Origin of the sequence: Streptomyces sp. NPDC051582, assembly GCF_040681715.1 — a bacterium.
In the GTDB taxonomy this organism is placed as follows: Bacteria; Actinomycetota; Actinomycetes; order Streptomycetales; family Streptomycetaceae; genus Streptomyces.
The window spans coordinates 16,989-40,986 of sequence record NZ_JBFAZJ010000003.1; the positions used below are offsets into that span (position 1 = coordinate 16,989).

General features: G+C 72.8%; 23 protein-coding genes. 8 read left to right on the plus strand and 15 right to left on the minus strand.

Annotated elements, in window-relative coordinates; all coding sequences use genetic code 11:
• Positions 1-97 precede the first annotated feature (97 nt).
• Complete coding sequence (locus AB0M92_RS05650; RefSeq protein WP_030161442.1) at positions 98-343, plus strand: DUF397 domain-containing protein; 246 nt, start codon at positions 98-100, stop codon at positions 341-343.
• 69 nt (positions 344-412) lie between these two features.
• Here AB0M92_RS05650 and AB0M92_RS05655 read toward each other — a convergent pair whose 3' ends face one another.
• The 4 genes from AB0M92_RS05655 to eccB all read right to left on the minus strand — a co-directional run bounded on the left by AB0M92_RS05655 (position 413) and on the right by eccB (position 4,215).
• A complete protein-coding gene (locus tag AB0M92_RS05655; RefSeq protein WP_053693195.1) occupies positions 413-724 on the minus strand; it encodes a WXG100 family type VII secretion target in 312 nt (103 codons plus the stop codon).
• A gap of 63 nt (positions 725-787) precedes the next feature.
• Positions 788-1,123 (minus strand): hypothetical protein, encoded by a 336-nt coding sequence (locus AB0M92_RS05660; RefSeq protein ID WP_054220986.1) that lies wholly within the window; start codon positions 1,121-1,123, stop codon positions 788-790.
• 213 nt (positions 1,124-1,336) lie between these two features.
• Complete coding sequence (gene mycP / locus AB0M92_RS05665) at positions 1,337-2,623, minus strand: type VII secretion-associated serine protease mycosin (RefSeq protein WP_366100831.1); 1,287 nt, start codon at positions 2,621-2,623, stop codon at positions 1,337-1,339.
• A gap of 11 nt (positions 2,624-2,634) precedes the next feature.
• Positions 2,635-4,215, minus strand: coding sequence for a type VII secretion protein EccB (gene eccB, locus AB0M92_RS05670; protein WP_366100832.1), 1,581 nt, complete (start codon positions 4,213-4,215; stop codon positions 2,635-2,637).
• Positions 4,216-4,492: 277 nt separating this feature from the next.
• Here eccB and eccE point away from each other — a divergent pair, with 277 nt between their 5' ends.
• The 3 genes from eccE to AB0M92_RS05685 all read left to right on the plus strand — a co-directional run bounded on the left by eccE (position 4,493) and on the right by AB0M92_RS05685 (position 9,239).
• Positions 4,493-5,767, plus strand: a complete 1,275-nt coding sequence (gene eccE / locus AB0M92_RS05675) for a type VII secretion protein EccE (RefSeq protein WP_366100833.1) — start codon at positions 4,493-4,495, stop codon at positions 5,765-5,767.
• A complete protein-coding gene (locus tag AB0M92_RS05680; protein WP_366100834.1) occupies positions 5,764-6,462 on the plus strand; it encodes a hypothetical protein in 699 nt (232 codons plus the stop codon). Before eccE ends, AB0M92_RS05680 begins: the two co-directional genes overlap by 4 nt.
• Before the next feature lie 224 nt (positions 6,463-6,686).
• Positions 6,687-9,239, plus strand: coding sequence for an SCO5717 family growth-regulating ATPase (locus AB0M92_RS05685; RefSeq protein ID WP_366100835.1), 2,553 nt, complete (start codon positions 6,687-6,689; stop codon positions 9,237-9,239).
• Between the two features lie 63 nt (positions 9,240-9,302).
• Here AB0M92_RS05685 and AB0M92_RS05690 read toward each other — a convergent pair whose 3' ends face one another.
• The 8 genes from AB0M92_RS05690 to rimP all read right to left on the minus strand — a co-directional run bounded on the left by AB0M92_RS05690 (position 9,303) and on the right by rimP (position 17,611).
• Positions 9,303-10,259 carry a bifunctional riboflavin kinase/FAD synthetase gene (locus tag AB0M92_RS05690; RefSeq protein WP_366100836.1) on the minus strand — a complete coding sequence of 319 codons (957 nt, stop codon included), beginning with the start codon at positions 10,257-10,259 and terminating at the stop codon, positions 9,303-9,305.
• A 315-nt stretch (positions 10,260-10,574) separates the two neighbouring features.
• Positions 10,575-11,483, minus strand: coding sequence for a tRNA pseudouridine(55) synthase TruB (truB, locus tag AB0M92_RS05695; protein ID WP_366100837.1), 909 nt, complete (start codon positions 11,481-11,483; stop codon positions 10,575-10,577).
• Positions 11,480-11,941: a 30S ribosome-binding factor RbfA gene (rbfA, locus tag AB0M92_RS05700; RefSeq protein WP_366100838.1), complete on the minus strand. Its 462-nt coding sequence runs from the start codon at positions 11,939-11,941 to the stop codon at positions 11,480-11,482. Before rbfA ends, truB begins: the two co-directional genes overlap by 4 nt.
• 28 nt (positions 11,942-11,969) lie before the next feature.
• A complete protein-coding gene (locus tag AB0M92_RS05705; protein ID WP_030651158.1) occupies positions 11,970-12,263 on the minus strand; it encodes a DUF503 domain-containing protein in 294 nt (97 codons plus the stop codon).
• A 153-nt stretch (positions 12,264-12,416) separates the two neighbouring features.
• Positions 12,417-15,545, minus strand: a complete 3,129-nt coding sequence (gene infB, locus AB0M92_RS05710) for a translation initiation factor IF-2 (RefSeq protein ID WP_366100839.1) — start codon at positions 15,543-15,545, stop codon at positions 12,417-12,419.
• A 148-nt stretch (positions 15,546-15,693) separates the two neighbouring features.
• A complete protein-coding gene (locus tag AB0M92_RS05715; protein ID WP_078622365.1) occupies positions 15,694-15,981 on the minus strand; it encodes a YlxR family protein in 288 nt (95 codons plus the stop codon).
• A 119-nt stretch (positions 15,982-16,100) separates the two neighbouring features.
• Positions 16,101-17,111: a transcription termination factor NusA gene (gene nusA, locus AB0M92_RS05720; protein WP_366100840.1), complete on the minus strand. Its 1,011-nt coding sequence runs from the start codon at positions 17,109-17,111 to the stop codon at positions 16,101-16,103.
• 2 nt (positions 17,112-17,113) lie between these two features.
• The gene (rimP, locus tag AB0M92_RS05725; protein WP_366100841.1) at positions 17,114-17,611 is read right to left on the minus strand and encodes a ribosome maturation factor RimP; all 498 of its coding nucleotides are present in this window, start codon (positions 17,609-17,611) and stop codon (positions 17,114-17,116) included.
• A 156-nt stretch (positions 17,612-17,767) separates the two neighbouring features.
• Between rimP and AB0M92_RS05730 the strand changes: the two genes are divergently transcribed.
• The 4 genes from AB0M92_RS05730 to AB0M92_RS05745 are packed head-to-tail and all read left to right on the plus strand — an operon-like array spanning position 17,768 to position 20,686.
• Positions 17,768-18,328, plus strand: a complete 561-nt coding sequence (locus tag AB0M92_RS05730) for a hypothetical protein (protein ID WP_366101151.1) — start codon at positions 17,768-17,770, stop codon at positions 18,326-18,328.
• Positions 18,325-18,783: a ferritin-like domain-containing protein gene (locus AB0M92_RS05735; protein WP_366100842.1), complete on the plus strand. Its 459-nt coding sequence runs from the start codon at positions 18,325-18,327 to the stop codon at positions 18,781-18,783. The genes AB0M92_RS05730 and AB0M92_RS05735 overlap by 4 nt, the downstream gene beginning before the upstream one ends.
• Positions 18,784-18,799: 16 nt before the next feature.
• Positions 18,800-19,702: an aminoglycoside phosphotransferase family protein gene (locus tag AB0M92_RS05740; protein WP_366100843.1), complete on the plus strand. Its 903-nt coding sequence runs from the start codon at positions 18,800-18,802 to the stop codon at positions 19,700-19,702.
• Between the two features lie 60 nt (positions 19,703-19,762).
• Positions 19,763-20,686 carry a slipin family protein gene (locus AB0M92_RS05745; protein ID WP_366100844.1) on the plus strand — a complete coding sequence of 308 codons (924 nt, stop codon included), beginning with the start codon at positions 19,763-19,765 and terminating at the stop codon, positions 20,684-20,686.
• Between the two features lies 1 nt (position 20,687).
• Here the strand turns inward: AB0M92_RS05745 and AB0M92_RS05750 are convergent, their stop codons facing one another.
• From AB0M92_RS05750 to AB0M92_RS05760, 3 genes are all read right to left on the minus strand, one after another.
• Positions 20,688-22,385, minus strand: coding sequence for a proline--tRNA ligase (locus tag AB0M92_RS05750; protein ID WP_366100845.1), 1,698 nt, complete (start codon positions 22,383-22,385; stop codon positions 20,688-20,690).
• A gap of 43 nt (positions 22,386-22,428) precedes the next feature.
• Positions 22,429-23,001 carry a GNAT family N-acetyltransferase gene (locus AB0M92_RS05755; protein WP_366100846.1) on the minus strand — a complete coding sequence of 191 codons (573 nt, stop codon included), beginning with the start codon at positions 22,999-23,001 and terminating at the stop codon, positions 22,429-22,431.
• Positions 23,002-23,102: 101 nt separating this feature from the next.
• The gene (locus AB0M92_RS05760; protein ID WP_366100847.1) at positions 23,103-23,948 is read right to left on the minus strand and encodes a GNAT family N-acetyltransferase; all 846 of its coding nucleotides are present in this window, start codon (positions 23,946-23,948) and stop codon (positions 23,103-23,105) included.
• Between the last annotated feature and the right edge of the window lie 50 nt (positions 23,949-23,998).

Consider the following 23,998-nt stretch of genomic DNA (forward strand, 5'->3'; position numbering starts at 1 on the left):
GTGATCGGCGGGAAACGCTCCCCCGGCCGCGGGCGGAGCGTCGATAATCGGGCGGGAAGACCGCGGGAGCACCGCACCGCCGAGGGAAAGGCCGCACATGGGCACTCAGCAGGAAAAGGACGAGCTGTACGCGCTCGACATCAGCGGCGTGGAGTGGGAGGGCCCTCCGGGGTCCAGCCCCGACGAGGAGCGGGTCGAGATCGCGCGGCTGCCCGAGGGCGCGGTGGCCATGCGGTCCTCGCTCGACCGGGACACCGTCCTGCGCTACACGGCGGCCGAGTGGGAGGCGTTCGTACTCGGGGCCAGGGACGGGGAGTTCGATCTCGACCGCGGTCCGCGCTGAGTCCCGTACACGGCGAAGAGGGGCGCGCCCGGTCCGGGCGCGCCCCTCTTCGCATGTGGCCGGCCTGGCTCAGTAGGCCTCGGTGAACAGGCGCGAGGCCTTCACGTCGGTGGCGCGGTAGTCGCCCTTGCCGCGCTCGATCAGCGTGGCGACCTGCTCCAGCTGCTTGTGCATGTGGTCGGCCTTGCCCTTGTACTTCCCCTGGAGGGTGACGTACGCCTGGTGCGCCTCACCGTCCCAGGTGTCCGTGACGACCTTGAGGGCCTGGTCCATCTCCTCCAGGTCCGTCATGATCTTCTTCGAGACGACGCGGATGCGGTTCGCCATCTCCTGGACGCTCTCGTACCGGACCTTGGTGTGCCCGCCGTCGGGACCGGACATGTGGTACTCCTTCACGCTGAGTTGAGTGGGAACGACGTGACGCCGTGGGACCTGGGCGGCAGGTCAGATGCTGTTGAGCCCCGAGCCGCCCTGGCCGGCGCCGGCCTGCACCGTCTTGAACGCCGCGCGCACGTCGTCGTCCTGCGCGTTGCTGAGGTTCTTGGTCTGCGCGACCGCGTTGTGCAGCACCCCGAGCAGCCGACGGATCTCGTCGTGGTCCTCGTTGACGACCGTCTGGGCGGAAACGAAGCCCGAGGCACCCACACCGGTCCAGCCGGCACTCACCGTGGCGAGGATGTCCGCCAGCTCGCGGGACTGGGTGGTGACGGCGCGGGCCGTCGTCTCGATCTTGTTCTTCGCCTGGACGATCGGATCGTCTGCGAGTCCGAAATTGCTCATCCGAAGCTCCTCACTTCTCAATTCGCCGGCAGAACCGGCGGATTGCGCAGCGGAAGGGAGGTTCCGGGCGCGGATTCGAGCCACGCGCCACCGGAAATCCCCTCCGCCTCACGCGATCCCCCGATCACATTCGTGAAGCCTGGTGTCACTCTAGCCAGTTCATCTGACAGCCCCAACACCGGTGGGCCGCTACCGTTGACGAACTGTGACGGTTCACTGCAAACGGCCGCGGCGCTTGCGGGCGTCGCGCACCACCGTCGCCGTGCCCGCGATGACCGCGATCAGCACGCCCGCGATGCCGAGAGCGTACGTGCCGAACCGCTCCTGCCGCTCCTGCGCCGTCTCGGTCATCCGCAGCGCCGCCGCCTCGGGCGCGGCCGCCGGCGGCGGGCCGGGGTCCGGGACCGGCGCCTTGGGGACCTCGTGGTCCTGGGTGACGGCGCGGACCGGGTCGACCACTCCCCATCCGACGTAGTCGTCACGGCCGTTGACCGAGCGCTCGGCGGTGCCCTGGATCTGCCAGACGATCTGCTGCGGGGTCCAGTCCTCGTGTTCGGCGCGCAGCAGGGCGGCGACTCCGGCGACGTACGGCGCCGAGAAGCTGGTGCCGTTGTCGATGCACTGGCCGAAGCCGGGGACGGTGGAGACCATGTCCACGCCGGGCGCGGCGACCCCGATGAAGTCGCCGGGCTGGGAGAACGCGGCCCGCTCGTTGTTGCGGTCCGAGGAGGCCACGGCGAGGACGTCGGGGAAGGCCGCCGGGTAGGTCTTGCGCTTTTCGCCGGTCATGCCGTCGTTGCCCGCGGAGGCGACGACCACCACCTTGGCGTCGACGGCCCGCTGGACGGCCTTGGCGAGATCGGAGTCGGCGGTCAGGGGGACGTCGGTGTCCTGGGAGATGTTGATGACCTGCGCGCCCTTGGACACCGCGTGGTCGATCGCCTGGCCGAGCGAAAGGGCGTTGCCCTTGCCCTGCCCGTCGTTCTGCCGGATCGGGATGATCACGGCTTCGGGGGCGAGGCCCACGAAGCCGGTGCCCTCCTGCGGGCGGGCCGCGATCAGTCCGGCCACCTTGGTGCCGTGGCCGACCGTGTCGGTGGTGCCGTCGCCCTTGGGGTCGATGAAGTCCTTGCCGGCGCCCACGTCGATGGCCCCGCTGAGCTGCGGGTTCGCCCGGTCGACACCGGTGTCGATGACCGCGACGCGGACGGGCTTGCCGTTCTTGTCCTTGCCCTTGGTCCGCGCCCAGAGCGCGTCGAGCAGCAGCCGCTGAAGGGCCCAGGGCCGGTCGGCGATCTGCTTCTTCATGGGGAAGGTGCACTCGCCGGCGCCCGCCAGGTGCAGGGGGGCGGCGGCCGGGGCGGCCGGCGGCTGCGGGTACGGGGCCGCCGCGGCGGCGGCCGCGGTCGTACCGGACAGGGCGGCGGCGAGCGCGGCGGCGACGAGCGCGCCGCGCGCGTACGGGGAGGCGGGCTTCGACCTGGGCATCGGCTTGGGCATCGGCGGCTTCCTCACGAACCCTGCGGCTGACGGGCGGAGTTGGTGTCCAGGCGCGGCCCCTTCGAGAGGAACTCGGACCACGCGATGGGCACCAGGGCCGGGGTGACCGTCCCGTAGCCGAGGCGGATCTGCGCCTGGCTGGCCTCGGGGCGCCCGTCCGCGGTCGCCTGGCCGTTCTGCTGGTCGGGGGCGCCGATCTTCGACTTCTCGGCGTCGCTGTCGCCGTTGGCCTGCACCGCGTACCGCAGGCCCGTGTCGGTGACCAGGAACAGGGCGCCGCCCGCGGTGGTCTGCCGGCCCTGGACCTGCGTGTAGAGCAGTCCCGAGCCCGGCGTGACGTACGCGCTGGTGCCACTGGCGGTGATGTCGATGGGGAATCCGGTGCCGGCCCACGTGCTCAGCGTCTGGTTGCCCTGTCCGTCGACCGAGCGCAGCACGTTGCAGACGGTGTCGCGGGCGCCGCCCTGGGCAGCGGCCCCGGCGGCGGCCGTGGCGTTGATCCGGTCGGACTTCTTCTGCGGCCACTTGGCCTCGCCCTTGAACGCCGTGGCGTCCGGATTGAGGGACTGGAGGTCCACTTCGTGGGGCTTGCCGTGCATGTTGAGGCCGTCGGTCGCGGGCGCCGAGATCAGCAGCCACGCCACGAAGTCGGAGACCGGGGCGACCTTCCCGGGCAGCACGACGTAGTGCTGCGCACCGGAGCCGGTCTGCGCCTTCAGCACCATGCCGACCTTGTTGTCGGCGGTGGTCAGGCCCTGCACGTCGGCCTTCGTGCCCGCCGGGACGGGCAGTTGCGGGAAGGCCAGGTCCTCACCGGAGTTCAGGGTGGCCAGCCACGTCTCGGTGACCTGCTGCGGGGTGGCGCCGGTGCTGCCGACCAGCGCGTTGGTCATCTTGCCCGCGTCCGCGCCGCCTTCGGGGAACTTGTACTTCGTCCCCGAGGCGTCGACCAGGTAGCGCTCCTTGGCCCCGCCGATGCTCTGCACGTACAGCATCTGCGTGTCGCCGAGCTTGCGCGCGTCGTCCATCAGCCCCGCCTCGCGGTCGGCGAGGACGAACGTGGCGGTCTGCACGGTCTTGCCGTTGCCGCCCGGCGCCTGGCAGACCGCCCACCGCTTGGCCCTGCCCGCGTCCTGGGGGGCCGGAAGCCGGTCGGGCGCGTACGGGATGCCGATGATGGGCCCGCGCGGCGGCTTGCCCGCGTCCAGGACCTTGTCGTCGATCTGGATGACCTTGAACTTCTGCGGATCCAGCAGGAGTCGGGCCGAGGCGAGGTTGAGCACCGGGTGCAGCCGGGTCTGGTCCTTGCCGTTCACCTTCGTCGTCAGCACCACGTACCGGGTCGTCGACTGCTTGCCGACGATGACCTTCGTACCGGCCTCGTCCCAGCCCTTGGGGGCCTGCGGCTTGAACATCCCCCAGGCACCGAACGCGGCGAGCACGAGCGCCCCCGCCACCAGCCCGGGCAGGACCGCGCGCAGCGGCCGCGGCGCGCCTTCCTCGGAGCCCGTGGCGGAAGGCTGGAGGAACGCGGCCACCGTGCGCCGCTTCGCAAAGGTGTACGCGTTGAGTTCATCACGTCGTGATGCCATGACCGCCTGCTTCTCCCCGCACGGCCCGGTCGGTGAGTACGGTCCCCGGGCCTCGATTGTCGGACCGGGGACCTACTATGCCTCTTGACGGAGGGCGGGTTCGGGCCGGGTAGGGTGAGGCCGCCGCTTCCTGCCTTCCGGACCGCGCGAATTCACGGGCCGTCGGGGCATCAGGGCTTGTTGGGGTGGATTGGGGAGATTCCGGGGTCATGCGGCGGGCAGCGTCCGGCTCCGGCACTCACGGGGTACGGCCCCGGAAAGGGGAGGTGGGCGCGTGATGGCCACCGCGACGCAGCCGCAGACGGGTGCACCCGCATCCGCACGCGGCGGGGTGACGCCGAATCCGAAGTCGAGCCCGGGCCGTTTCGGCCCGTTCCGATTGCAACAGCTCGTATTGCTCCAGATCGCCGTGGCCGCCCTGCTGGTGGCCTGGGTCGTGGAGCCGATGCTGCTGGTGCCCGCCGGCGTCCTGGCGCTCGCCCTCGTGGTGCTCGCCCTCGTACGCCGCCACCAGCGCTCCCTGCCCGAGTGGCTCGGCGGCGCCCTCGAACTGCGCGCGCGCCGGCGCCGGGCCGCCTCGTTCGCGGTGCCCGCGGGTACCGAGCCGGGGCTGGCACCGCTCGTCGAGGCCGATCCGGCTCTGCGGACCCTCACGTTCAGCGACCGCGACCGGCGGCCCGTCGGGATGGTCGGCGACGGGACGTTCCTGACCGCCGTCGTCCAGGTGGACATGGACGCCACCGCGCTGCGGCCCGACCGCGGTGCGCGGCCGCTGCCCCTGGGGCTCGTCCGGGACATCCTCGAAGTCGACGGCATCCGGCTGGAGTCGGCACAAGTGGTGCAGCACACGCAGCCCGCGCCGGCCCCGCACCTGCCGGCCCAGTCGATGGCCACCCGCAACTACGCGCCGCTCCAGTCGGCCACGGGCACCCCGGCGGTACGGCTGACCTGGATCGCGCTCAAGCTGGACCCGGAGCTGTGCCCCGAGGCGGTCACCGCGCGCGGCGGCGGGCTCGCCGGCGCGCAGCGCTGTGTGGTGCGGGCGGCCGACCAGTTGGCGAGCCGGCTGACCGGGGCCGGTTTCCGGGCCACCGTGCTCACCGAGCAGGAGCTGACGGGCGCGCTGGCCACGTCCTCGTGCGCGAACCCGATGGCGATCACGCAGGCGGGCCGCTCGGCGAGCACCGGCAGGCGGACGGAAGAGACGGCGCGGATCTGGCGCTGCGACGACCGGCGCCACACCACGTACTGGATAGCCCGCTGGCCGCAGCTCGGCGGTTCCGGGGCGGCGTCGCTGCCCCAGTTCGTGGCGCTGCTGACCTCGCTGCCGGCGCTGGCGACGAACTTCAGCCTGACGATGGCTCCGGCGGAGCGCCAGGGCGTGACGCTGACGGGCCACGTACGGGTCACCGGGCGCAGCGACGAGGAACTCGTGGCGGCCCGCCGTGAGCTGGAACGGACGGCGCGCGGCGTGCGCACCGGGCTGGTCCGGCTCGACCGTGAACAGGTGCCGGGGCTGCTGGCCTCGCTGCCGCTGGGAGGGGCGCGATGAGGGGCGGCTTCGGGCTGATCGGCCCGCGCCGGGAACGGCACACGGTCCCGGCGGTGGACCTGGACGCGCTGGCACTGCCCGTCGGGGACGACGGGGTGGTCATCGGCGTGGACGCCGAGGGGCGCCCGGCGGTGCTCGGCATCAACCGGCCGACGCCCTACGAGGTGACGCTGATCGGCGGCCTGTGGACGGCGCAGGTGCTCGCCCTGCGCGCGGCGGCCACGGGAGCGCGGGTCGCGGTGGAGACCGGGCGCGGGCAGGTGTGGTCGGGGCTGGCCCAGGCGGCGGGCGGCGGGCAGCAGTGCGTGACGCTGCACGAGGTCGGCCGGGTGCCCCCGCAGGGCGCGTCGGCGGGCAGTCCGGTGCTGGTGATCCGGGACTGCGGGATGCGGCCGCCGCGCGGGCGCGTGGTGGCGGGGCCCTGGCAGTCGGTGCTGACGCTGTTGCCGTACCTGAGCCCGACGGCCCCGCGGCTGCTGCAGAACTCCTCGCTGGTGGGCGTCCAGCGGGTGTCCCCGGACGAGGCGGAGCAGCTCGGCCGCCTGATGAACCTGACGCGGGCGGCGGTGGATTCGCTGCCGACGCTGGGTGACGGGGTCACCCTGTGGTGCACGCCCCGGGACCGCCAGTTCGTGATGACCCAGGGCACGGAGGCCGAGACCGGCCTCCTGGGCCCGTCCCGCCGCATCGACTGAGCGGCATCCGGCCCCGTCGGCCGGAGCCGGTGACGGTTGCTCAGGGGGCGGCCACCCTGTAGGCAGGACGGGAAGGACGAGCCCACCGGCGCCGGCCCCTGGAGCCCGGCCCCGCGGCCCGTCCCACGGGGGCGGACACCGGCGTCTGCACGCACGATTAGGCTGAGCGTGGGCGCGGCGTCGAGGTGGGCGCCGGACCAGTGTTCGACAGACCAGGAGGACCAGTGAGCGGCGATCGGAACGAGAGGCGCGGCGGGACGTGGGACGTCCCGACGGACGATCAGTCCGACGCGGAGCCCGAGATGACGGGCGAGTTCACCATCGACTACACCCCGCCGGCCTGGTACACGCAGGGTGCGGCCCCAGCCACGCCCGTACCGGGGCTCCCCGAGGGCAGCGGTTTCGAACCCCACCGCCCGTCGGACGTGGCCTCGCCCCCGACGATGCGGATCGCCCCGCCGGCCCCGCGCACCCCGTCGGACGGCGCGGGCGTGCCGTCCCCCTTCCCAGCACCGGCCCCCTTCGCGGCGGCGGACGACGCTCCCCCGGCCCCGGCCCCACCGGCGCCGGCACCCGCCGAGGACGCAGCGCCGTTCGCGGCCCCGGCCGACAGCGCCTCCCCGCCCGCGCCGTTCCCGGCCCCGGCCCCCTTCACGGCGGCGGACGACGCTCCCCCGCCGTCGGCGTTCCCGGCTCCGGCCGACGTCCCGCCGCCCGCGCCGCCCGCGCCGTTCGCGGCCCCGCCGGTGGCGAGCGACGGCGCCGGCGCTCCCGCGGCCGGGGCACCCGTCCCGCCGCCCCCCGCGCCCTTCGCCGCCCCGGTGACGCCCCCCGCCCTCCCGGCGCCGGCCGAGGTGCCCGCGCTGCCGGCCCCGGCGCCCTTCGCCGCCGAGCCCTCGGACGCACCCGGGCCCTTCGTGAAGGCCCCGTCCGAGCTGCCCGTCCCCGTACAGCGGCAGGACACCCCGCCCGACGGGGTGCCCCTCCCGTTCGCGCCCGCCGAGCCCGCGCCCGCGGCGCCGCAGGACGGGCCCCGCGACGCCGTCCCCGCGCCGGAGGCTCCGAAGCCCGTCAGCCCGGCGGACGCGGTTCACCCGTCCGCGGGAGCCCCCTTCGGGGGACCCGGCGGCGAACTCCCGGCGCTGCCGCCCGCGTTCCCCTCCAGCGCGCCGCCCCAGGACGGGTACGGCTTCCCGCCCGCCCCGGGCCCGGCCTCGACGCCGCCCCAGCAGGGGTACGGCTTCCCCCCTGCCTCCGGCCCCACCGCGCCCGCGCCCGCACCGCAGGACGGCTACGGCTTCCCCCCTGCCTCCGGCCCCACCGCGTCCGCGCCCGCGCCGCAGGACGGCTACGGCTTCCCCCCGCCTCCCGCGCCGGCGCAGCCGATGCCGCAGCCCCAACCGCCCGTCGCCGGGGGCGACTACGCCTTCCCGCCCGCGCAGCACGCGCCCGTACCGCCGCAGCCCGAGCAGCAGCAGCCGCCGCACCAGCAGCCGCAGTACGACCCCCGTACCGGCGCCCAGTGGCCCGCCGGGCCCCAGCCGGGCCCGCAGCCGCACGACCCGCGCTACCAGCCCGGTCCCGGCTCCGGCGGCGGCGCACCCCTCGGCTACACCGCCGCCGTCGAACTGTCCTCCGACCGCCTGCTGCGCGGCAAGCAGAAGCCCAAGCCCCAGCGCTCCGGCTTCCGCTTCGGCGGCAAGGCCGCCGAGGCCGAGCGCCTGCGCAAGCTGGAACTGATCCGCACCCCGGTCATGTCCTGCTACCGCATCGCCGTCATCAGCCTCAAGGGCGGCGTCGGCAAGACCACGACCACCACGGCCCTCGGCGCCACCCTCGCCACCGAGCGCCAGGACAAGATCCTGGCCATCGACGCGAACCCCGACGCGGGCACCCTCGGCCGCCGCGTCCGCCGCGAGACCGGGGCCACGATCCGCGACCTGGTCCAGGCGATCCCGTACCTGAACTCGTACATGGACATCAGGCGGTTCACCTCCCAGGCCCCCTCGGGCCTGGAGATCATCGCCAACGACGTCGACCCGGCCGTCTCGACGACGTTCAACGACGAGGACTACCGCCGTGTCATAGACACGCTCGGCCGCCAGTACCCGATCATCCTCACCGACTCGGGCACCGGCCTCCTCTACTCCGCCATGCGCGGCGTCCTGGACCTGGCCGATCAGCTGATCATCATCTCGACCCCGTCGGTGGACGGCGCCAGCAGCGCGAGCACCACGCTCGACTGGCTTTCCGCGCACGGGTACGCCGACCTGGTCTCCCGCTCGATCACCGTCATCTCCGGGGTCCGCGAGACCGCCAAGATGATCAAGGTCGAGGACATCGTGCAGCACTTCGAGACCCGCTGCCGGGGCGTGGTCGTGGTGCCGTTCGACGAGCACCTCTCGGCCGGCGCCGAGGTCGACCTCGACCTGCTGCGGCCCAAGACCCGGGAGGCGTACTTCAACCTCTCCGCGCTCGTCGCCGAGGACTTCGTCCGCGCCGCCCAGCAGGCTCCCCAAGGTCACTGGGGAGCACCTCAGCAGCCCCAGCCGCCCCACCAGCCGCATCAGCCCCAGCCGCAGGCGTACCAGCAGCCTCCGCAGCAGCCGCAGGGCCAGCCGTACGGCCAGCCCCAGGGTCCGTCCCCGTACCAGCAGCCTCCGCAGCCGTACGCCCAGCCCTACCCGCAGCCCGGCCAGCCCTGGCAGCCTCAGCAACAGCCGCCCCAGCAGCCCCAGCCCCCTCAGCAGCCCCCGCGCGACCCGCGCCTCGGCTGACGGAGACGGCAGCGCGAAGGGCCCGTACCTCCCCGGGGGAGGTACGGGCCCTTCGCGTTCGGCTCAGTGCTCCGCGTCGTACGTCTCGGTCAGCGTCCGCGCCCGCTTCACGTCGTCCGCGATGGCTTCGAGGAGGCCGTCCAGCGAGTCGAACTTGGCCATGCCGCGCACGTACGCGAGGAAGTCCACCGTCACGTGCAGGCCGTACAGGTCCAGGCCGACCCGGTCGATCGCGTACGCCTCCACGGTCCGCTCGGTGGCGTCGAACTGGAGGTTCGTGCCGACCGAGATCGCGGCCGGCATCCGCTCGCCGCCCGCCGTGAGCCAGCCCGCGTACACCCCGTCCGCCGGGATCGCGGTGTGCGGCGGCGTCTCGACGTTGGCCGTCGGGAAGCCGAGCTCGCGCCCGCGCTGGGCGCCGCGCACGACGACGCCCTCGACCCGGTGCGGCCGGCCCAGGATCTCGGCCGCGCCGTCCATGTCCCCCTCGGCGACCAGCCTGCGCGCCAGGGTGGAGGAGAACGGCACGCCGCCGCCCGCCGCGCCGCGCTCGACCAGGTCCACGACCTCGACCTCGTAGTCGTACGTGGCACCCAGCTCGCGCAGGAAGTCGACGTTCCCGGCGGCCCGGTGGCCGAAGCGGAAGTTGGGGCCCTCGATGACGGCCCGCGCGTGCAGCTTGTCGACGAGCACCTTCACGATGAAGTCGGCCGGGGAGAGCTGCGAGAACTCCGCCGTGAACGGCAGGATCAGCAGCGCGTCCACACCCAGCCCGGCCATCAGCTCGGCACGGCGGTCGTACGGGGCCAGGATCGGCGGGTGGCTGCCGGGGCGCACGACCTCGCTCGGGTGCGGGCTGAAGGTGACGACGACGGACGGGACGCCCAGCGCGCGGGCCTTGGCCACGGCGCGCCCGATGATGAGCTGATGGCCCCGGTGCACACCGTCGTACGAGCCGATGGTGACGACGCTGCGTCCCCAGTCCTGGGGGATGTCCTCCAAGCCACGCCAGCGCTGCACTGTGACCGCTCCTCGCCCGAACCGTTTATGGCCCTGTACCTGGTTGCCGTTTGCTGGTCTAAGACTGCCATGCCGGTGCCCGGGGCCCCGCATCGGCATCTGGCTGGTGCCGCTCTCCGTCATCTCCGGCGCGCGGCGCCCGTGCGGGGAGGAGCGCGGACGGTGAAAGCGCCCCCTTGCACTCCCTCCAGTCACTCCGCGCGCCTGCCCGGACGGGTGAATACGGGGGCCGGGCTGGATAGAGACCTACCCGAGGGGGGTCGTGGAGCGGTGAGCGGCGGGCGATGTGCGCTCGCCGCTCCACGTCATGACGGATCAGGCGAAGACGGCCAGCGACTTCGCCTTGCCGCCCTTGTTCTCGACCAGCCCGAGCAGCACGCCGTCCGGCCCGAAGACCGCGACCGTCTGCCCCGCGGCGTACGCGTCCGGCATGTCGATCCGTACGCCGTTGCCGAGGAGCGAGGCACGCCGGGCGTCGAGGTCCCAGCGCGGGAAGGCCGCGGCCGCCGCCTCGCCGATGGGCATGACGGTCAGCTCCTCCTGGAGCTGGTCCAGGGTCCGCGCCCGGTCGATCTTGTACGGGCCCACGCGGGTGCGCCGCAGCGCGGTGAGGTGTCCGCCGACGCCGAGGTCGGCGCCCAGGTCACGGGCGAGCGCGCGGATGTACGTACCGCTGGAGCAGACGACGGAGACGACGAGGTCGACGACCTTGGTGCCGTCCTCGGCCTCCGCGTCCCGCATGTCGTACACCTGGAACGAAGAGACGGTCACCGGCCGGGCCGGGATCTCGAAGTCCTCGCCGTCGCGGGCGCGCTTGTAGGAGCGCACCCCCTTGATCTTGATGGCGCTGACCTTCGACGGGACCTGCATGATCTCGCCGGACAGCTTGGCGATGCCCTTGTCCACGGCCTCGCGGGTCACCGCGGAGGCGTCCGCCGAGGAGATGATCTCACCCTCCGCGTCGTCCGTCAGGGTGTCCTGGCCGAGGCGGATCGTCCCGAGGTATTCCTTCTCGGTGAGCGCGAGGTGGCCGAGGAGCTTGGTGGCCTTCTCGACGCCCAGGACGAGGACGCCCGTCGCCATCGGGTCGAGCGTGCCGGCGTGGCCGACGCGACGGGTCTTGGCGATCCCTCGCATCTTGGCGACCACGTCGTGCGAAGTGAAGCCGGACGGCTTGTCGACAATGACAAGACCGTCCGGCGTCTTCCCTGCGTTGCTGCTCATTCCGCGGCTGCGTCCTCGTCGGCTTCGTCGGCGTCCTCACCGGGCTTCTTGTACGGGTCGGCTTCGCCGGCGTACTGGGCGCCCGAGGACACCTCGCGCACCTGGGCGTCGGAGGTCCGAGCCTTTTCGAGGAGGTCCTCGATGGTCTTGGCGTTCTCCGGGAGGGCGTCCGCGACGAAGGTCAGGGTGGGCGTGAACTTGGTGCCCGCCGCCCGGCCGACCGCGGAGCGCAGTACGCCCTTGGCGCTTTCGAGGCCCGCCGCCGCGCTGGCGCGGTCCTCGTCGTCACCGTAGACCGTGTAGAAGACCGTGGCCTCCCGCAGGTCGCCGGTGACCCGGGTGTCCGTGATGGTCACGTGCGTACCGAGGCGGGGGTCCTTGACACCACGCTGCAGCTTCTCGGCCACCACCTCCCGGATGAGGTCCGCCAGCTTCTTCGCCCGCGCATTGTCGGCCACTGGTCCGTCTCCTTCTTATGTCTTGCAGTCAGTCTTCATCACCGTGCAGCCGCCGTCTCACCGACAGCAGCTCCACTTCCGGACGTGCCGCGACCAGCCGCTCGCAGCGGTCCAGTACGTCCGAGAGGAACCCCGCGTCCCCACTGACCAGAGCGACCCCGATACGGGCCCTGCGGTGCAGATCCTGGTCGCCCACTTCGGCCGCGCTCACGGAGAACTTGCGTTGGAGCTCGGCGACGATGGGCCGGACGACAGAGCGTTTCTCCTTCAGCGAGTGGACGTCGCCGAGGAGCAGATCGAAGGACAGAGTCCCCACGTACATTCAGTTCCGGATGTCCCGCCGGTGCGGGTTCGGTGGCCTGCCGGCCGTCGCGCGGCAGGGTCACCAGAACCGTACACGCAACGGCCGGGGCCGATCGACGGATATTCCGCCGACCGGCCCCGGGCTTACGACACGGTGCGAACCGCCTCGCGCTTACGCGCGGGGCTTCTCGCGCATCTCGTACGTCGCGATGACGTCGTCGATCTTGATGTCGTTGAAGGAACCGAGGTTGATACCACCCTCGAAGCCCTCGCGGATCTCGGTGACGTCGTCCTTGAAGCGGCGCAGACCGGAGATGGTGAGGTTCTCGGCGATGACCTTGCCATCGCGCAGGAGCCGCGCCTTGGTGTTGCGCTTGACCTCGCCGGAGCGGATGAGGACACCCGCGATGTTGCCCAGCTTGGACGAGCGGAAGATCTCGCGGACCTCCGCCGTACCGAGCTCGACCTCTTCGTACTCCGGCTTGAGCAGACCCTTGAGGGCCGCCTCGATCTCCTCGATGGCCTGGTAGATCACCGAGTAGTAGCGGACGTCGACACCCTCGCGGTCCGCCATCTGCGCGGCACGGCCGGCCGCACGGACGTTGTAACCGATGACGATGGCGTCGGAGCCCATCGCCAGGGCGATGTCGGACTCGGTGACCGCACCCACACCGCGGTGCAGGACGCGGATGTCGACCTCTTCGCCGACGTCGAGCTGGAGCAGCGAGGACTCAAGGGCCTCGACCGCACCGGACGCGTCGCCCTTGATGATGAGGTTGAGTTCCTGGACCAGACCGGCCTTGAGGACCGAGTCGAGGTCTTCCAGGGACACCCGGCGGACGCGCTTGGCGAAGTTGGCGTTGCGCTCACGCGCAGCACGCTTCTCGGCGATCTGACGGGCGGTGCGGTCCTCGTCGACGACGAGGAAGTTGTCGCCGGCGCCGGGGACGTTGGTGAGACCCAGGACCAGGACGGGGGTCGACGGACCCGCTTCCTCGACGTTGTTGCCCTTGTCGTCGAGCATGGCGCGCACTCGGCCGTAGGCGTCGCCCACGACCATCGTGTCGCCGACGCGGAGGGTACCGCGCTGGACGAGGACGGTGGCGACGGCACCGCGGCCGCGGTCGAGGTGGGACTCGATCGCAATACCCTGAGCGTCCTGCTCGGGGTTGGCGCGCAGGTCGAGCGAGGCGTCGGCGGTGAGGACGACGGCCTCCAGCAGGGAGTCGATGTGCAGACCCTGCTTGGCGGAGATGTCGACGAACATCGTGTCGCCGCCGTACTCCTCGGCGACCAGACCGAACTCGGTGAGCTGACCGCGCACCTTGACCGGGTCGGCACCCTCTACGTCGATCTTGTTGACCGCGACGACGATCGGGACGCCGGCGGCCTTGGCGTGGTTCAGCGCCTCGATCGTCTGCGGCATGACGCCGTCGTTGGCCGCGACCACGAGGATCGCGATGTCGGTCGACTTGGCACCACGGGCACGCATGGCGGTGAACGCCTCGTGACCGGGGGTGTCGATGAAGGTGATCTTGCGGTCTTCACCGTTGACGTTGGTGCCCACCTGGTAGGCACCGATGTGCTGGGTGATGCCGCCGGCCTCGCCCGCAACGACGTTCGTCTTGCGGATGGCGTCGAGCAGTCGGGTCTTGCCGTGGTCGACGTGACCCATGACGGTGACGACCGGCGGACGCGGCATGAGGAATTCCTCGCCGCCCTCGTCCTCGCCGAACTCGATGTCGAAGCCTTCGAGGAGCTCGCGGTCCTCTTCCTCCGGGCTGACGATCTGAACCTGGTAGTTCATCTCGCCGGCCAGCATTTCGAGGGTCTCGTCGGAGACGGACTGCGTGGCAGTGACCATCTCGCCGAGGTTCATCATGACCGCGACCAGCGACGCCGGGTTGGCGTTGATCTTCTCCGCGAAGTCGGTGAGGGAAGCACCGCGCGACAGGCGAACGGTCTCGCCGTTGCCGCGGGGCAGCATCACGCCGCCGACCGACGGGGCCTGCATGGCCTCGTACTCCTGGCGCCTCTGACGCTTCGACTTGCGACCGCGACGGGCGGGCCCGCCGGGACGGCCGAAGGCACCCTGCGTGCCACCACGGGCACCGGGACCGCCGGGACGGCCACCGAAGCCGGGACGACCGCCGCCACCGGCACCGGCCGGGCCGCCGCCGAAGCCGCCGCCACCGGGACGCGGGCCGCCGAAGCCGCCGCCGCCCGCGGGACGCGAGCCGGGACCGGCCGGACGGCCGGCGAAGCCGCCGCCACCGGGACGACCGGCGCCGCCACCGGGACGCGCGCCACCGGCACCGGGACCACGGCCACCGGGGCCGCCGCCGGGACGGGGACCGGGACCACCGGCAGCGGGACGCTGCGGCATCATGCCCGGGTTCGGACGGTTACCGCCGGGAGCACCACCGGGACGCGGGGCGCCGCCCTGCGGACGGGGCATGCCGCCCGGGGTCGGACGACCCGCACCGGGACCCTGCGGACGCGGAGCGCCACCGGGACCACCCTGCGGGCGGGGAGCACCCTGGCCGCCGCCGGCGCCGGGGGCACCGGGACGGGGAGCGCCGGCCGGACGGGGCGCCTGCGGGCGCGCCATGCCGGTGGAGCCACCAGAGGTGAACGGGTTGTTGCCCGGACGGGGACCGGCCGGACGGGCGCCCTGCGGACGCGGGGCCTGGGAGCCGGGACCGGCGGGACGCTGTCCCTGACCGGGGGCGGTGCCGGCCGGGCGCGGGGCGCCGGGACGGGCGCCGGCCTGGCCGCCCTGGGCCGCGGGGCGCTGCTGCGCCGGACGCGGGCCGGGGGTCGCGCCGGGACCGGCGGGACGCTCGGTGCGCGCCGGGGCGGCCGGGGCCGCCGGAGGCGCGGAGAACTCGGTCGCCACGGGCGCCGCCGGAGCGGGCTTCGGGGCGGCCGGGGCCTTCGGGCCGGGACGCGGGCCGGAGGCGGCCGGGGTCACCGGGGCGGCCGCGGCCGGAGCCTCGGCAGCGGCCGGCTTGGGGGCCGGTGCGCCGGGCTTCGGCGCAGCGGGACGTGCAACGGCACCCGGGGTGGGAGCCCCGGGCTTGGCGGGCGCGGCCTTGCGGGGCGCGCCCGGCTTCGCAGCGGACTTGCCGGCGTTGCCGCCGGGCCCCTGCAGTGCGTCAGTCAACTTGCGTACAACCGGCGCCTCGATCGTCGAGGACGCCGAACGGACGAACTCACCGAGTTCCTGGAGCTTGGCCATGACGACCTTGCTCTCAACTCCGAACTCCTTGGCGAGTTCGTATACCCGGACCTTAGCCACTTCGCTCCTTTTAGGTCCGGGTTACGCCGGACCGTCGCTACTTCATGGGCGTACTCATCGCGTACTCATCGAGTGCTCATCGCAATCTCGACCTACTTCCAACTCGCGAGGTACCTGACCGCACGGGGTATCCGTGCCGTACTACTTCTTACGGTGTCGCCTCGGCCACGACGGCCACGGCTTTGCTCAGTCCGGTCGTGTCGAGTGCTCCCGGGGACCGAAGGGCCCGGGGGAACGCTCTGCGACGGACCGCCTTGTCCAGACAGACCACGGCAGGGTGCACATAGGCGCCCCGGCCGGGCAGCGTACCGCTTGGATCGGGGACGCATTCGTCCCCGATCGCCACGATGCGCAGCAGATCGCTCTTGGCCGCTCGCTCCCGACACCCCACACAGGTGCGTTCGGGGCATGCGCGGGCTTGCGTCCGGCCAGACACGCCTAAGTCTACCTCCCCGCACCGACCTCACCCCTTCGGGCGAAAAATCGAACGGATGTTGTCGAGATCTGCTGTCTTGATCCTGTCTACCGGCCGGACAGCTCCGACCGGTACCGGATTTATTCCCCGCCCCGGTCCCGGTCGGCGTCCGGGGACGCCTCGGTGTCGGGGCGGATGTCGATGCGCCAGCCGGTGAGCCGCGCGGCGAGGCGGGCGTTCTGGCCCTCCTTGCCGATGGCCAGCGACAGCTGGTAGTCGGGCACGGTCACCCGGGCGGAGCGCGAGTCCCAGTCGACGACCTCGACCTTGCTCACCCGGGCGGGTGACAGCGCGTTCGCGACCATCTCCGCCGGGTCGTCCGACCAGTCGACGATGTCGATCTTCTCGCCGTGCAGCTCGGCCATGACATTGCGCACGCGGGCGCCCATCGGGCCGATGCAGGCGCCCTTGGGGTTGAGGCCCGAGCGGGTGGACCGTACGGCGATCTTGGTGCGGTGGCCCGCCTCGCGGGCGATCGCCGAGATCTCGACGCTGCCGTCCGCGATCTCCGGGACCTCCAGCGCGAAGAGCTTCTTCACCAGGTTGGGGTGGGTGCGCGAGAGGGTCACGGACGGACCGCGGACGCCCTTCGCCACCCGTACGACGTACGCCTTGATGCGCAGGCCGTGCGTGTACTCCTCGCCGGGAACCTGCTCCTGCACCGGCAGGATGGCCTCCAGCTTGCCGATGTCGACGAGGACGTTCTTGGGGTCCTTGCCCTGCTGGACGACACCGGTGATGACGTCGCCCTCACGGCCGGCGAACTCGCCGAAGGTGAGGTCGTCCTCGGCGTCGCGCAGACGCTGCAGGATCACCTGCTTGGCGGTCGTCGCGGCGATCCGGCCGAAGTCCGACGGGGTGTCGTCGAACTCCTTGGCCTCCTGCCCCTCCTCCAGGTCCCGCGGGTCCTCCGTCGCCCAGACGACGACGTGACCGTTGGTGCGGTCCAGTACCACGCGTGCGCGCCGGAAGCTGCCCTCGGTGCGGTGGTACGCGATGAGGAGGGCCGACTCGATCGCCTCGACGAGCAGGTCGAAGGAGATCTCCTTCTCCCGGACCAGACCCCGCAGGGCACTCATGTCGATGTCCACGGCTACGCCTCCTCTTCCTTCTTGTCCTTGCGGTTGAACTCGATCTCGACCCGCGCCTTGGCGATGTCGGTGAAAGCAATGCGGCGGGCGGTGGCCTTGCGGCCCTTCACGCCCGGAACCTCAAGGTCCATGCCCTCGTCGTCCACGTCGAGGATGCGGGCGATCAGTTCCCCGCCCTCCGCGAGCTGGAACTTCACGAGGCGGTCGATCGCCCGTACGTAGTGACGGTGCTCGGTCAGCGGACGGTCGGCGCCCGGCGAGCTCACTTCGAGGACGTACTCGTCCTCGCCCATCACGTCGGATTCGTCGAGCTCGTCGGAGACCTCGCGGCTCAGCTCGGCACACGCGTCCAGTTCCACGCCCTCGTCGGAGTCCACGATGATGCGCAGCATCCGGCGCTTGCCGGCCTTGGACATCTCGACGTCTTCGAGGTCCAGGCCCTTGGCGGCGACGAGCGGCTCCAGCAATGCGCGCAGCCTGTCGCTCTGGGTGGTGCTCATCCGGGTGACTCCTCGGCCGCGTGTGCTGTTGTGGTTTACGTCGCGTGTCAGGTCAAAGGGTATCCGGTCGCGGAGGGTGTTGCCGTCCGCCGTGGGGACGGGGCCCCGGGTACGGTGATCACACCCTGCTCCGTCACCACCTTCGAGGACGTCGCCGTGCCCTGGACTCCGCCTTCGCGGCCCTCTCGCAGGAGCCTGCTCGCCGGCGCCGCCGGCGTGGCCGGCGCCGCGCTGCTCACCGGGTGTTCCGACGGGTCCGGCTCGCCGGCCGCCGACACCGCGGTTCCACTCGAACGGCGGATGCGCGAGAGCGCCGTTCGGGAGAGCGAACGGTTGCTGGAACGTTACGACGCCACCGCCGCCGCCCATCCGGCCCTGGCCGCGCGCCTCGCTCCGCTGCGCTCCTCGGTCGCCGCGCACGTCGGGGCGCTGGCCTCGCCGGGCCCCGCGACCTCCAGGAGCCCGAGCGGAGCATCGCCGTCCGCGTCGTCCTCGGCCGCCGCGGCCGGGGCCCCCGTGGTGAGCGCCGATCCCGTGCCGCCCAAGCCCGAAGAGGCCCTGACCGCTCTCGCGGACGCCGAGCGGAGCCTCGCCGAGGCGCGGACCGTCACCCTGGCCGGGGCGCCCGGGGAGCTGGCCCGGCTGCTGGCGTCGGTGGCCGCCTGCGGCGCCGTACACGCCTACCTGCTGACCTCGCCCCAGGGAGACAAGCCGTGACCGCCGAACCCTCCTCCGCGAGCCGCGCCCTGGAGGCGGCTCAGGCCGCGCTCGCCGCCGAGCACGCGGCCGCCTACGGCTACGGGGTCATCGGCGCCCGGACCGCCGCCGCCCGCGCCGCCGAAGCCCGCGAGGCGTACGGCGGCCACCTCGCCCGCCGGGACGCGCTCGCCCGGACCGTACGCGAGCTGGGCGGCTCGCCGAGGCCCGCCGAGGCGGCGTACGCGCTGCCGTTCGAGGTGCGCGCCCCGGCCGACGCCGAACGGCTGGCCGCCGAGATCGAGGACCGGGTGGCGGGCGCCTACTCCGATCTCGTGCGGGCCGCGGACGGCCGGCTGCGCCGCGAGGCGGCGGACGCGCTGAGCGCCGCGGCCGTGCGCGCGGCACGCTGGCGCGGGGTCGGCGTAGCCTTCCCTGGGCTCACGGAACGCGGAGAACGAGCCCGGACCAGCTGAAAGGGATCACGCACGCATGGCTTTCGAACCGCCGCAGCGGCTTGTACGGGCGCTCGGCGAGACGCCGGAATCGGCGCAGAACGCGGACTGGCTGGGGCAGTTGCCCCGCCTCGCCGAGGAGGCGCTGGCACGGCGTGGGGTACGGGCCCAGCGGGTGCAGGCCCCCGGCGGGCGGAGCAGTCTGGTCCTCCTCGTCCACTACGCCGACGGCACCCCGGCCGCGCTGAAACTGACTCCCCCGCAGGCCCGGCCCGACCGGGAGCTGGCGGCGCTGGCTCACTGGGGCGGTTTCGGGTCCGTACGGGTCCTCGACACCCGCCACCACGAGGAGGACGGGGCGCTGCTCCTGGAGCGGCTCCACCCGGAGGTTTCGCTGCGCTCGCTCCCGGAGGCGAAGGCCCTGCTGGAGGCGTGCGGAACGCTGCGCAGGCTGTGGGTGGCCCCGCCGGCCGGGCATCCGTTCGAGACGGTGGCGCAGCGCACCGGGCAGCAGGCGGAGGTGCTGCGCAAGGCCCCGCCGGAGATCGCGGCGCTGGCATCGGCGGCGCTCGCGGTCCGCGAGGAGCTGACGGCGCTGCCGGGCGAGGAACTGCTGCTGCACGGGAACTTCCGGCAGGGCAAGGTGCTGGCGGGCGAGCGGGCGCCGTGGCTCGCCGTGGGGCCCGATCCGCTGATCGGGGACCGCGCGTACGACCTGGCGCGGCTGGTCCGGGACCGGCTGGAGGACCAGGTCGCCTCCTCGGCGGGGGCGGCGGGGGCCCGGCGCCGGGTGAACAAGCTGGCCGATTCCCTGGAGGTGGACCGGGAGCGGCTGCGCGGCTGGACGCTGTTCCGCGCGGTGGAGTCCGGCAACCGGGCACTGGCCGCGGGTCGGCGCCGGGACGCGGAGCTGCTGCTGGAATTCGCGGCCTGGTTGTAGGGCATACCGTAGATACGGGGTGCCCCGTGGACATCGGCCGGCGCCTCGCAGGAGGCCGTCATGCTCCAGGAACTGCTGACAGCGGGACTCGCGGCGGCCGCGGGAGTCGCGGTGTACTCGGGTGTGGCCGCACGCGTGGTGCGGCAGTACGAGCGGGGCCTGGTCTTCCGCTTCGGCCGGCTGCGGGAGGGCATCCGCGGGCCGGGCTTCACCATGATCCTGCCGTTCGTCGACCGCCTGCACAAAGTGAACATGCAGATCGTGACGCTGCCGGTGCCCGCCCAGGAAGGCATCACGCGGGACAACGTCACGGTGCGGGTGGACGCGGTCGTGTACTTCAAGGTCGTGGACCCGGCGAACGCGATCATCGAGGTCGAGGACTACCGCTTCGCGGTCTCCCAGATGGCGCAGACCTCGCTGCGCTCCATCATCGGCAAGTCCGATCTGGACGATCTGCTGTCCAACCGGGAGCAGCTGAACCAGGGGCTGGAGCTGATGATCGACAGCCCGGCGGTGGGGTGGGGCGTGCAGATCGACCGGGTCGAGATCAAGGACGTCTCGCTGCCGGAGACGATGAAGCGGTCGATGGCCCGGCAGGCGGAGGCGGACCGCGAGCGGCGGGCGCGCGTCATCAACGCCGATGCGGAGCTGCAGGCTTCGAGGAAGCTGGCCGAGGCCGCGGCGGTGATGTCGGAGCAGCCGGCGGCGCTGCAACTGCGGCTGTTGCAGACGGTCGTGGCGGTGGCCGCCGAGAAGAACTCCACCCTGGTCCTGCCGTTCCCGGTGGAGCTGCTGCGTTTCCTGGAGCGCGCGGCCCCGCCGCCGGGCGGGGCGGAGGCGAAGCCGCAGCCCCTGCCCGGGGTCACCGCCCCGCCGCCCCCCTCAACGCCCCCGCCCCAGGTCGCCGGGGACGCGCCCGGCGCGCAGGACGCACCGCAGGAGGCACCGCAGGCCGAACCGGAAGACGAACCGGAGGCGGACTGACCTACGCCGCCAGCCGGGCGAGGGCCTCCGCCAGGGGGAGTTCCTCGCGGGTGCCCGTGGCGCGGTGCTGGAGTTCGACGACCTCGTCGGCGGAGCGGCGGCCGGCCACCAGGATCCACGGGACGCCGATCAGCTCGGCGTCCGTGAGCTTCACGCCCGGGGACAGCCCCGCGCGGTCGTCCAGCAGGACCCGCAGCCCGGACCCGGCCAGGGTTTCGGCCGCCCGCTCGGCCAGCGCGAGCTGTACGGCCTTGCCCGCCGCCACCACGTGGACGTCGGCCGGGGCCACCGCCGCCGGCCAGGCCAGGCCCTTGTCGTCGGCGGTCTGTTCGGCCAGCGCGGCCACCGCCCGCGAGACGCCGATGCCGTACGAACCCATCGTGACCCGCACCGGCTTGCCCTCGCGCCCGAGCACGTCCAGCCCGAAGGCGTCCGCGTACTTGCGGCCCAGCTGGAAGATGTGCCCGATCTCGATCGCCCGGTCCAGCCGGAGCCCGGCGCCGCAGCGCGGGCAGGGGTCGCCGGGCTCGACGACGACCACGTCCAGGTACCGGTCGACCTCGAAGTCCCGTCCGCAGACCACGTTCCGGGCGTGCGTATCGGCCTTGTTGGCGCCGGTCACCCACGAAGTGCCGGGCGCGACACGGGGGTCGGCGAGGTAGCGGACCTTGCCGAGACCCTGCGGGCCCACGTAGCCGCGCACCAGGTCGGGGCGGCCGGTGAAGTCCTCGGCGGTCACCAACTCCACCACGGCCGGGGCCAGATGCTCGCCCAGCTTGCCGAGGTCCACCTCGCGGTCGCCGGGCACGCCCACGGCCGTGATCTCGCCGTCGACCTTCACCAGGAGGTTCTTCAGCGTGGCCGACGCGGGCACGCCGAGGTGCGCGGCGAGGGTCTCGATCGTCGGGGTGTCGGGGGTGTCGACCTCCTCGATCGCCGGGTACCCGGCCTCCACCGGGGCCAGTGCGAAGGTCACGGCCTCGGTGTTGGCCGCGTAGTCGCAGGACGGGCAGTCCACGAAGGTGTCCTCGCCCGCCGCGGCGGGCGCGAGGAACTCCTCCGAAGCCGAGCCGCCCATCGCGCCCGAGACCGCGGACACGATGCGGTGGTCCAGGCCGAGACGCTCGAAGATCCGCTGGTACGCGGCCCGGTGGAGGGCGTAGGACTCGGCGAGGCCCTCGTCGCTCACGTCGAAGGAGTACGAGTCCTTCATCTGGAACTCGCGGCCGCGCAGCACGCCCGACCGGGGCCGGGCCTCGTCGCGGTACTTGGTCTGGATCTGGTAGAGCATGACCGGCAGGTCCTTGTAGGACGTGCACTGGTCCTTCACCACGAGGGTGAAGATCTCCTCGTGGGTGGGGCCGAGCAGGTAGTCCGCGCCCTTGCGGTCCTTGAGCCGGAAGAGCAGGTCCCCGTACTCCGACCAGCGCCCGCTGACCTCGTACGGCTCCTTCGGCAGCAGCGCCGGGAGCAGCACCTCCTGGGCGCCGATGGCGTCCATCTCCTCGCGGACGATGCGCGAGACGTTGTCGAGGACCTTCTTGCCGAGCGGCAGCCAGGTCCACACGCCGGCGGAGCTGCGGCGGACGTATCCGGCGCGGACGAGGAGCCGGTGGCTGAGGGTCTCGGCGTCGGCCGGGTCCTCGCGGAGGGTCTTGGCCATGAGGCGGGACATGCGCTGCACGTGTTGCGATGACATGCCGGGAGGCTACCGGGGGCGCCCGGCCCCCCGGAAACCCGTTTCAGGGGCGGCGCAGCGGCAGCGGGGCGCCCATCACGGCGTACGGGAGGCTCGCGCTCGGGAAGTGCACCTGACGGGCCAGGTCCGTGTAGCCGAGAGCGCGGTAGAGGCCGCGGGCCGGGCTCTCGGTGTCGATGGCGGAGAGGATGGAGCGGGGTTCCCCGGCGGCGTCGGTGAGCCGGGTGATGAGGGTGCGGCCGACGCCGCGGCCCTGGAAACCGGGGTGGACGTGCAGTTCGGTGATGACGAAGGAGCCGTCGAGCCAGCCGTCCTGGCCCTCGGTCCGCAGATACGGCTCGACGACCGAGGACCACCAGTACGCACGGTCGTTGGGCATGCCGTACACGAACCCGGCGAGGGCCCCGTCCTCGGTGAACGCGCCGAGGGCGCGGGCTCCGCGGCAGGTCATGTGGCGCTGCACGATGTAGCGCCGGATGCCGACCTCCTCCGGGCTGAGCCCGAAGGCCACGGCCTGCACGCGCAGGGCCTCGTCCACGCGGTCGGCGAGGTCGAGGGGACCGATGCGGAGTCCGGCGGGCCGGTCGGGGCCGTCGCCCTCGGGGGTAGGCAGCATGCCGCGACCTTACTGGGCGTTCCCCCTCGCCGTCCGTACGGCCCCCGTCCCCGCCCGGACCGCGGGCCGGGACACGGCCGGCGGAGTGCGGCGGGCTCACCTCAGAACAGCACGCTCATGAACGCGCCCACCTCGCGGAAGCCGACGCGGTGGTAGGCGGCGCGGGCGGCGGTGTTGAAGTCGTTCACGTAGAGGCTGACCACGGGGGCGACGTCGCGCAGCGCGTGGTCGACGACGGCGGCCATGCCGGTCTCGGAGTGCCCGCGGCCGCGGAACTCGGGGGCCACCCACACGCCCTGGACCTGGCAGGCGCGGGCGGTCGCGGCGCCGATCTCGGCCTTGAAGACGACCTTGCCGTCCTCGACGCGGGCGAAGGAGCGGCCGGCGGCGACCAGCTCGGCGACGCGGGCCTGGTAGAGCAGCCCGCCGTCGCCCGCCATCGGCGAGACGCCGACCTCTTCGGTGAACATGGCCACGCAGGCGGGCATGATCAGGTCCATCTCGTCCTTGCGGATCCGCCGCACCATCGGATCGGGGCGCACGTCGGCGGACGGCTGCTCGGTGACCATGAGCGGCTGGTGGGAGCGGACGTCACGGGCGGGTCCCCAGCTGGGTTCCAGGATCCGCCACAGCAGCCGGGTGGCCTCGGCGGGGCCGACGATGGAGGAGCAGCGGCGGCCGGTGCGACGGGCCCGGTCGGCGAAGGCGCGGACGGCGTCGGGTTCGGCGCAGACGGGGACCAGGTTGGCGCCGGCGTAGCAGAGGGAGCGCAGCCGGCCGTCGGCGTAGTAGCCCCACATCTCGCCGCCCAGGCGCCACGGGTCGAGTCCGGCGACCTGGACCCGGGAGGTGACGAAGGCGTTCTCGACCGGCTCGCGCCCGAGGACTTCGAGGGCTGCGTCGAGATCACTGGGCTCAAGGACCCGGGTGGTGGTCTGCGTCAACACTGGGGCCTCACCATACAAGTCTGCTGATCTCCGCACTGTACCCGCCGCCA

Coding starts and splice junctions, on each gene's coding strand:
- AB0M92_RS05655 (WP_053693195.1), bottom strand. CDS start 724: ATGTCCGGTCCCGACGGCGGGCACACCAAGGTCCGGTACGAGAGCGTC.
- eccB (WP_366100832.1), bottom strand. CDS start 4,215: ATGGCATCACGACGTGATGAACTCAACGCGTACACCTTTGCGAAGCGG.
- rimP (WP_366100841.1), bottom strand. CDS start 17,611: ATGAGCACCACCCAGAGCGACAGGCTGCGCGCATTGCTGGAGCCGCTC.
- eccE (WP_366100833.1), top strand. CDS start 4,493: ATGGCCACCGCGACGCAGCCGCAGACGGGTGCACCCGCATCCGCACGC.
- AB0M92_RS05755 (WP_366100846.1), bottom strand. CDS start 23,001: ATGCTGCCTACCCCCGAGGGCGACGGCCCCGACCGGCCCGCCGGACTC.
- AB0M92_RS05745 (WP_366100844.1), top strand. CDS start 19,763: ATGCTCCAGGAACTGCTGACAGCGGGACTCGCGGCGGCCGCGGGAGTC.
- AB0M92_RS05705 (WP_030651158.1), bottom strand. CDS start 12,263: ATGTACGTGGGGACTCTGTCCTTCGATCTGCTCCTCGGCGACGTCCAC.
- AB0M92_RS05740 (WP_366100843.1), top strand. CDS start 18,800: ATGGCTTTCGAACCGCCGCAGCGGCTTGTACGGGCGCTCGGCGAGACG.
- AB0M92_RS05660 (WP_054220986.1), bottom strand. CDS start 1,123: ATGAGCAATTTCGGACTCGCAGACGATCCGATCGTCCAGGCGAAGAAC.
- AB0M92_RS05680 (WP_366100834.1), top strand. CDS start 5,764: ATGAGGGGCGGCTTCGGGCTGATCGGCCCGCGCCGGGAACGGCACACG.
- mycP (WP_366100831.1), bottom strand. CDS start 2,623: ATGCCCAAGCCGATGCCCAGGTCGAAGCCCGCCTCCCCGTACGCGCGC.
- AB0M92_RS05650 (WP_030161442.1), top strand. CDS start 98: ATGGGCACTCAGCAGGAAAAGGACGAGCTGTACGCGCTCGACATCAGC.
- AB0M92_RS05750 (WP_366100845.1), bottom strand. CDS start 22,385: ATGTCATCGCAACACGTGCAGCGCATGTCCCGCCTCATGGCCAAGACC.
- truB (WP_366100837.1), bottom strand. CDS start 11,483: ATGAGCAGCAACGCAGGGAAGACGCCGGACGGTCTTGTCATTGTCGAC.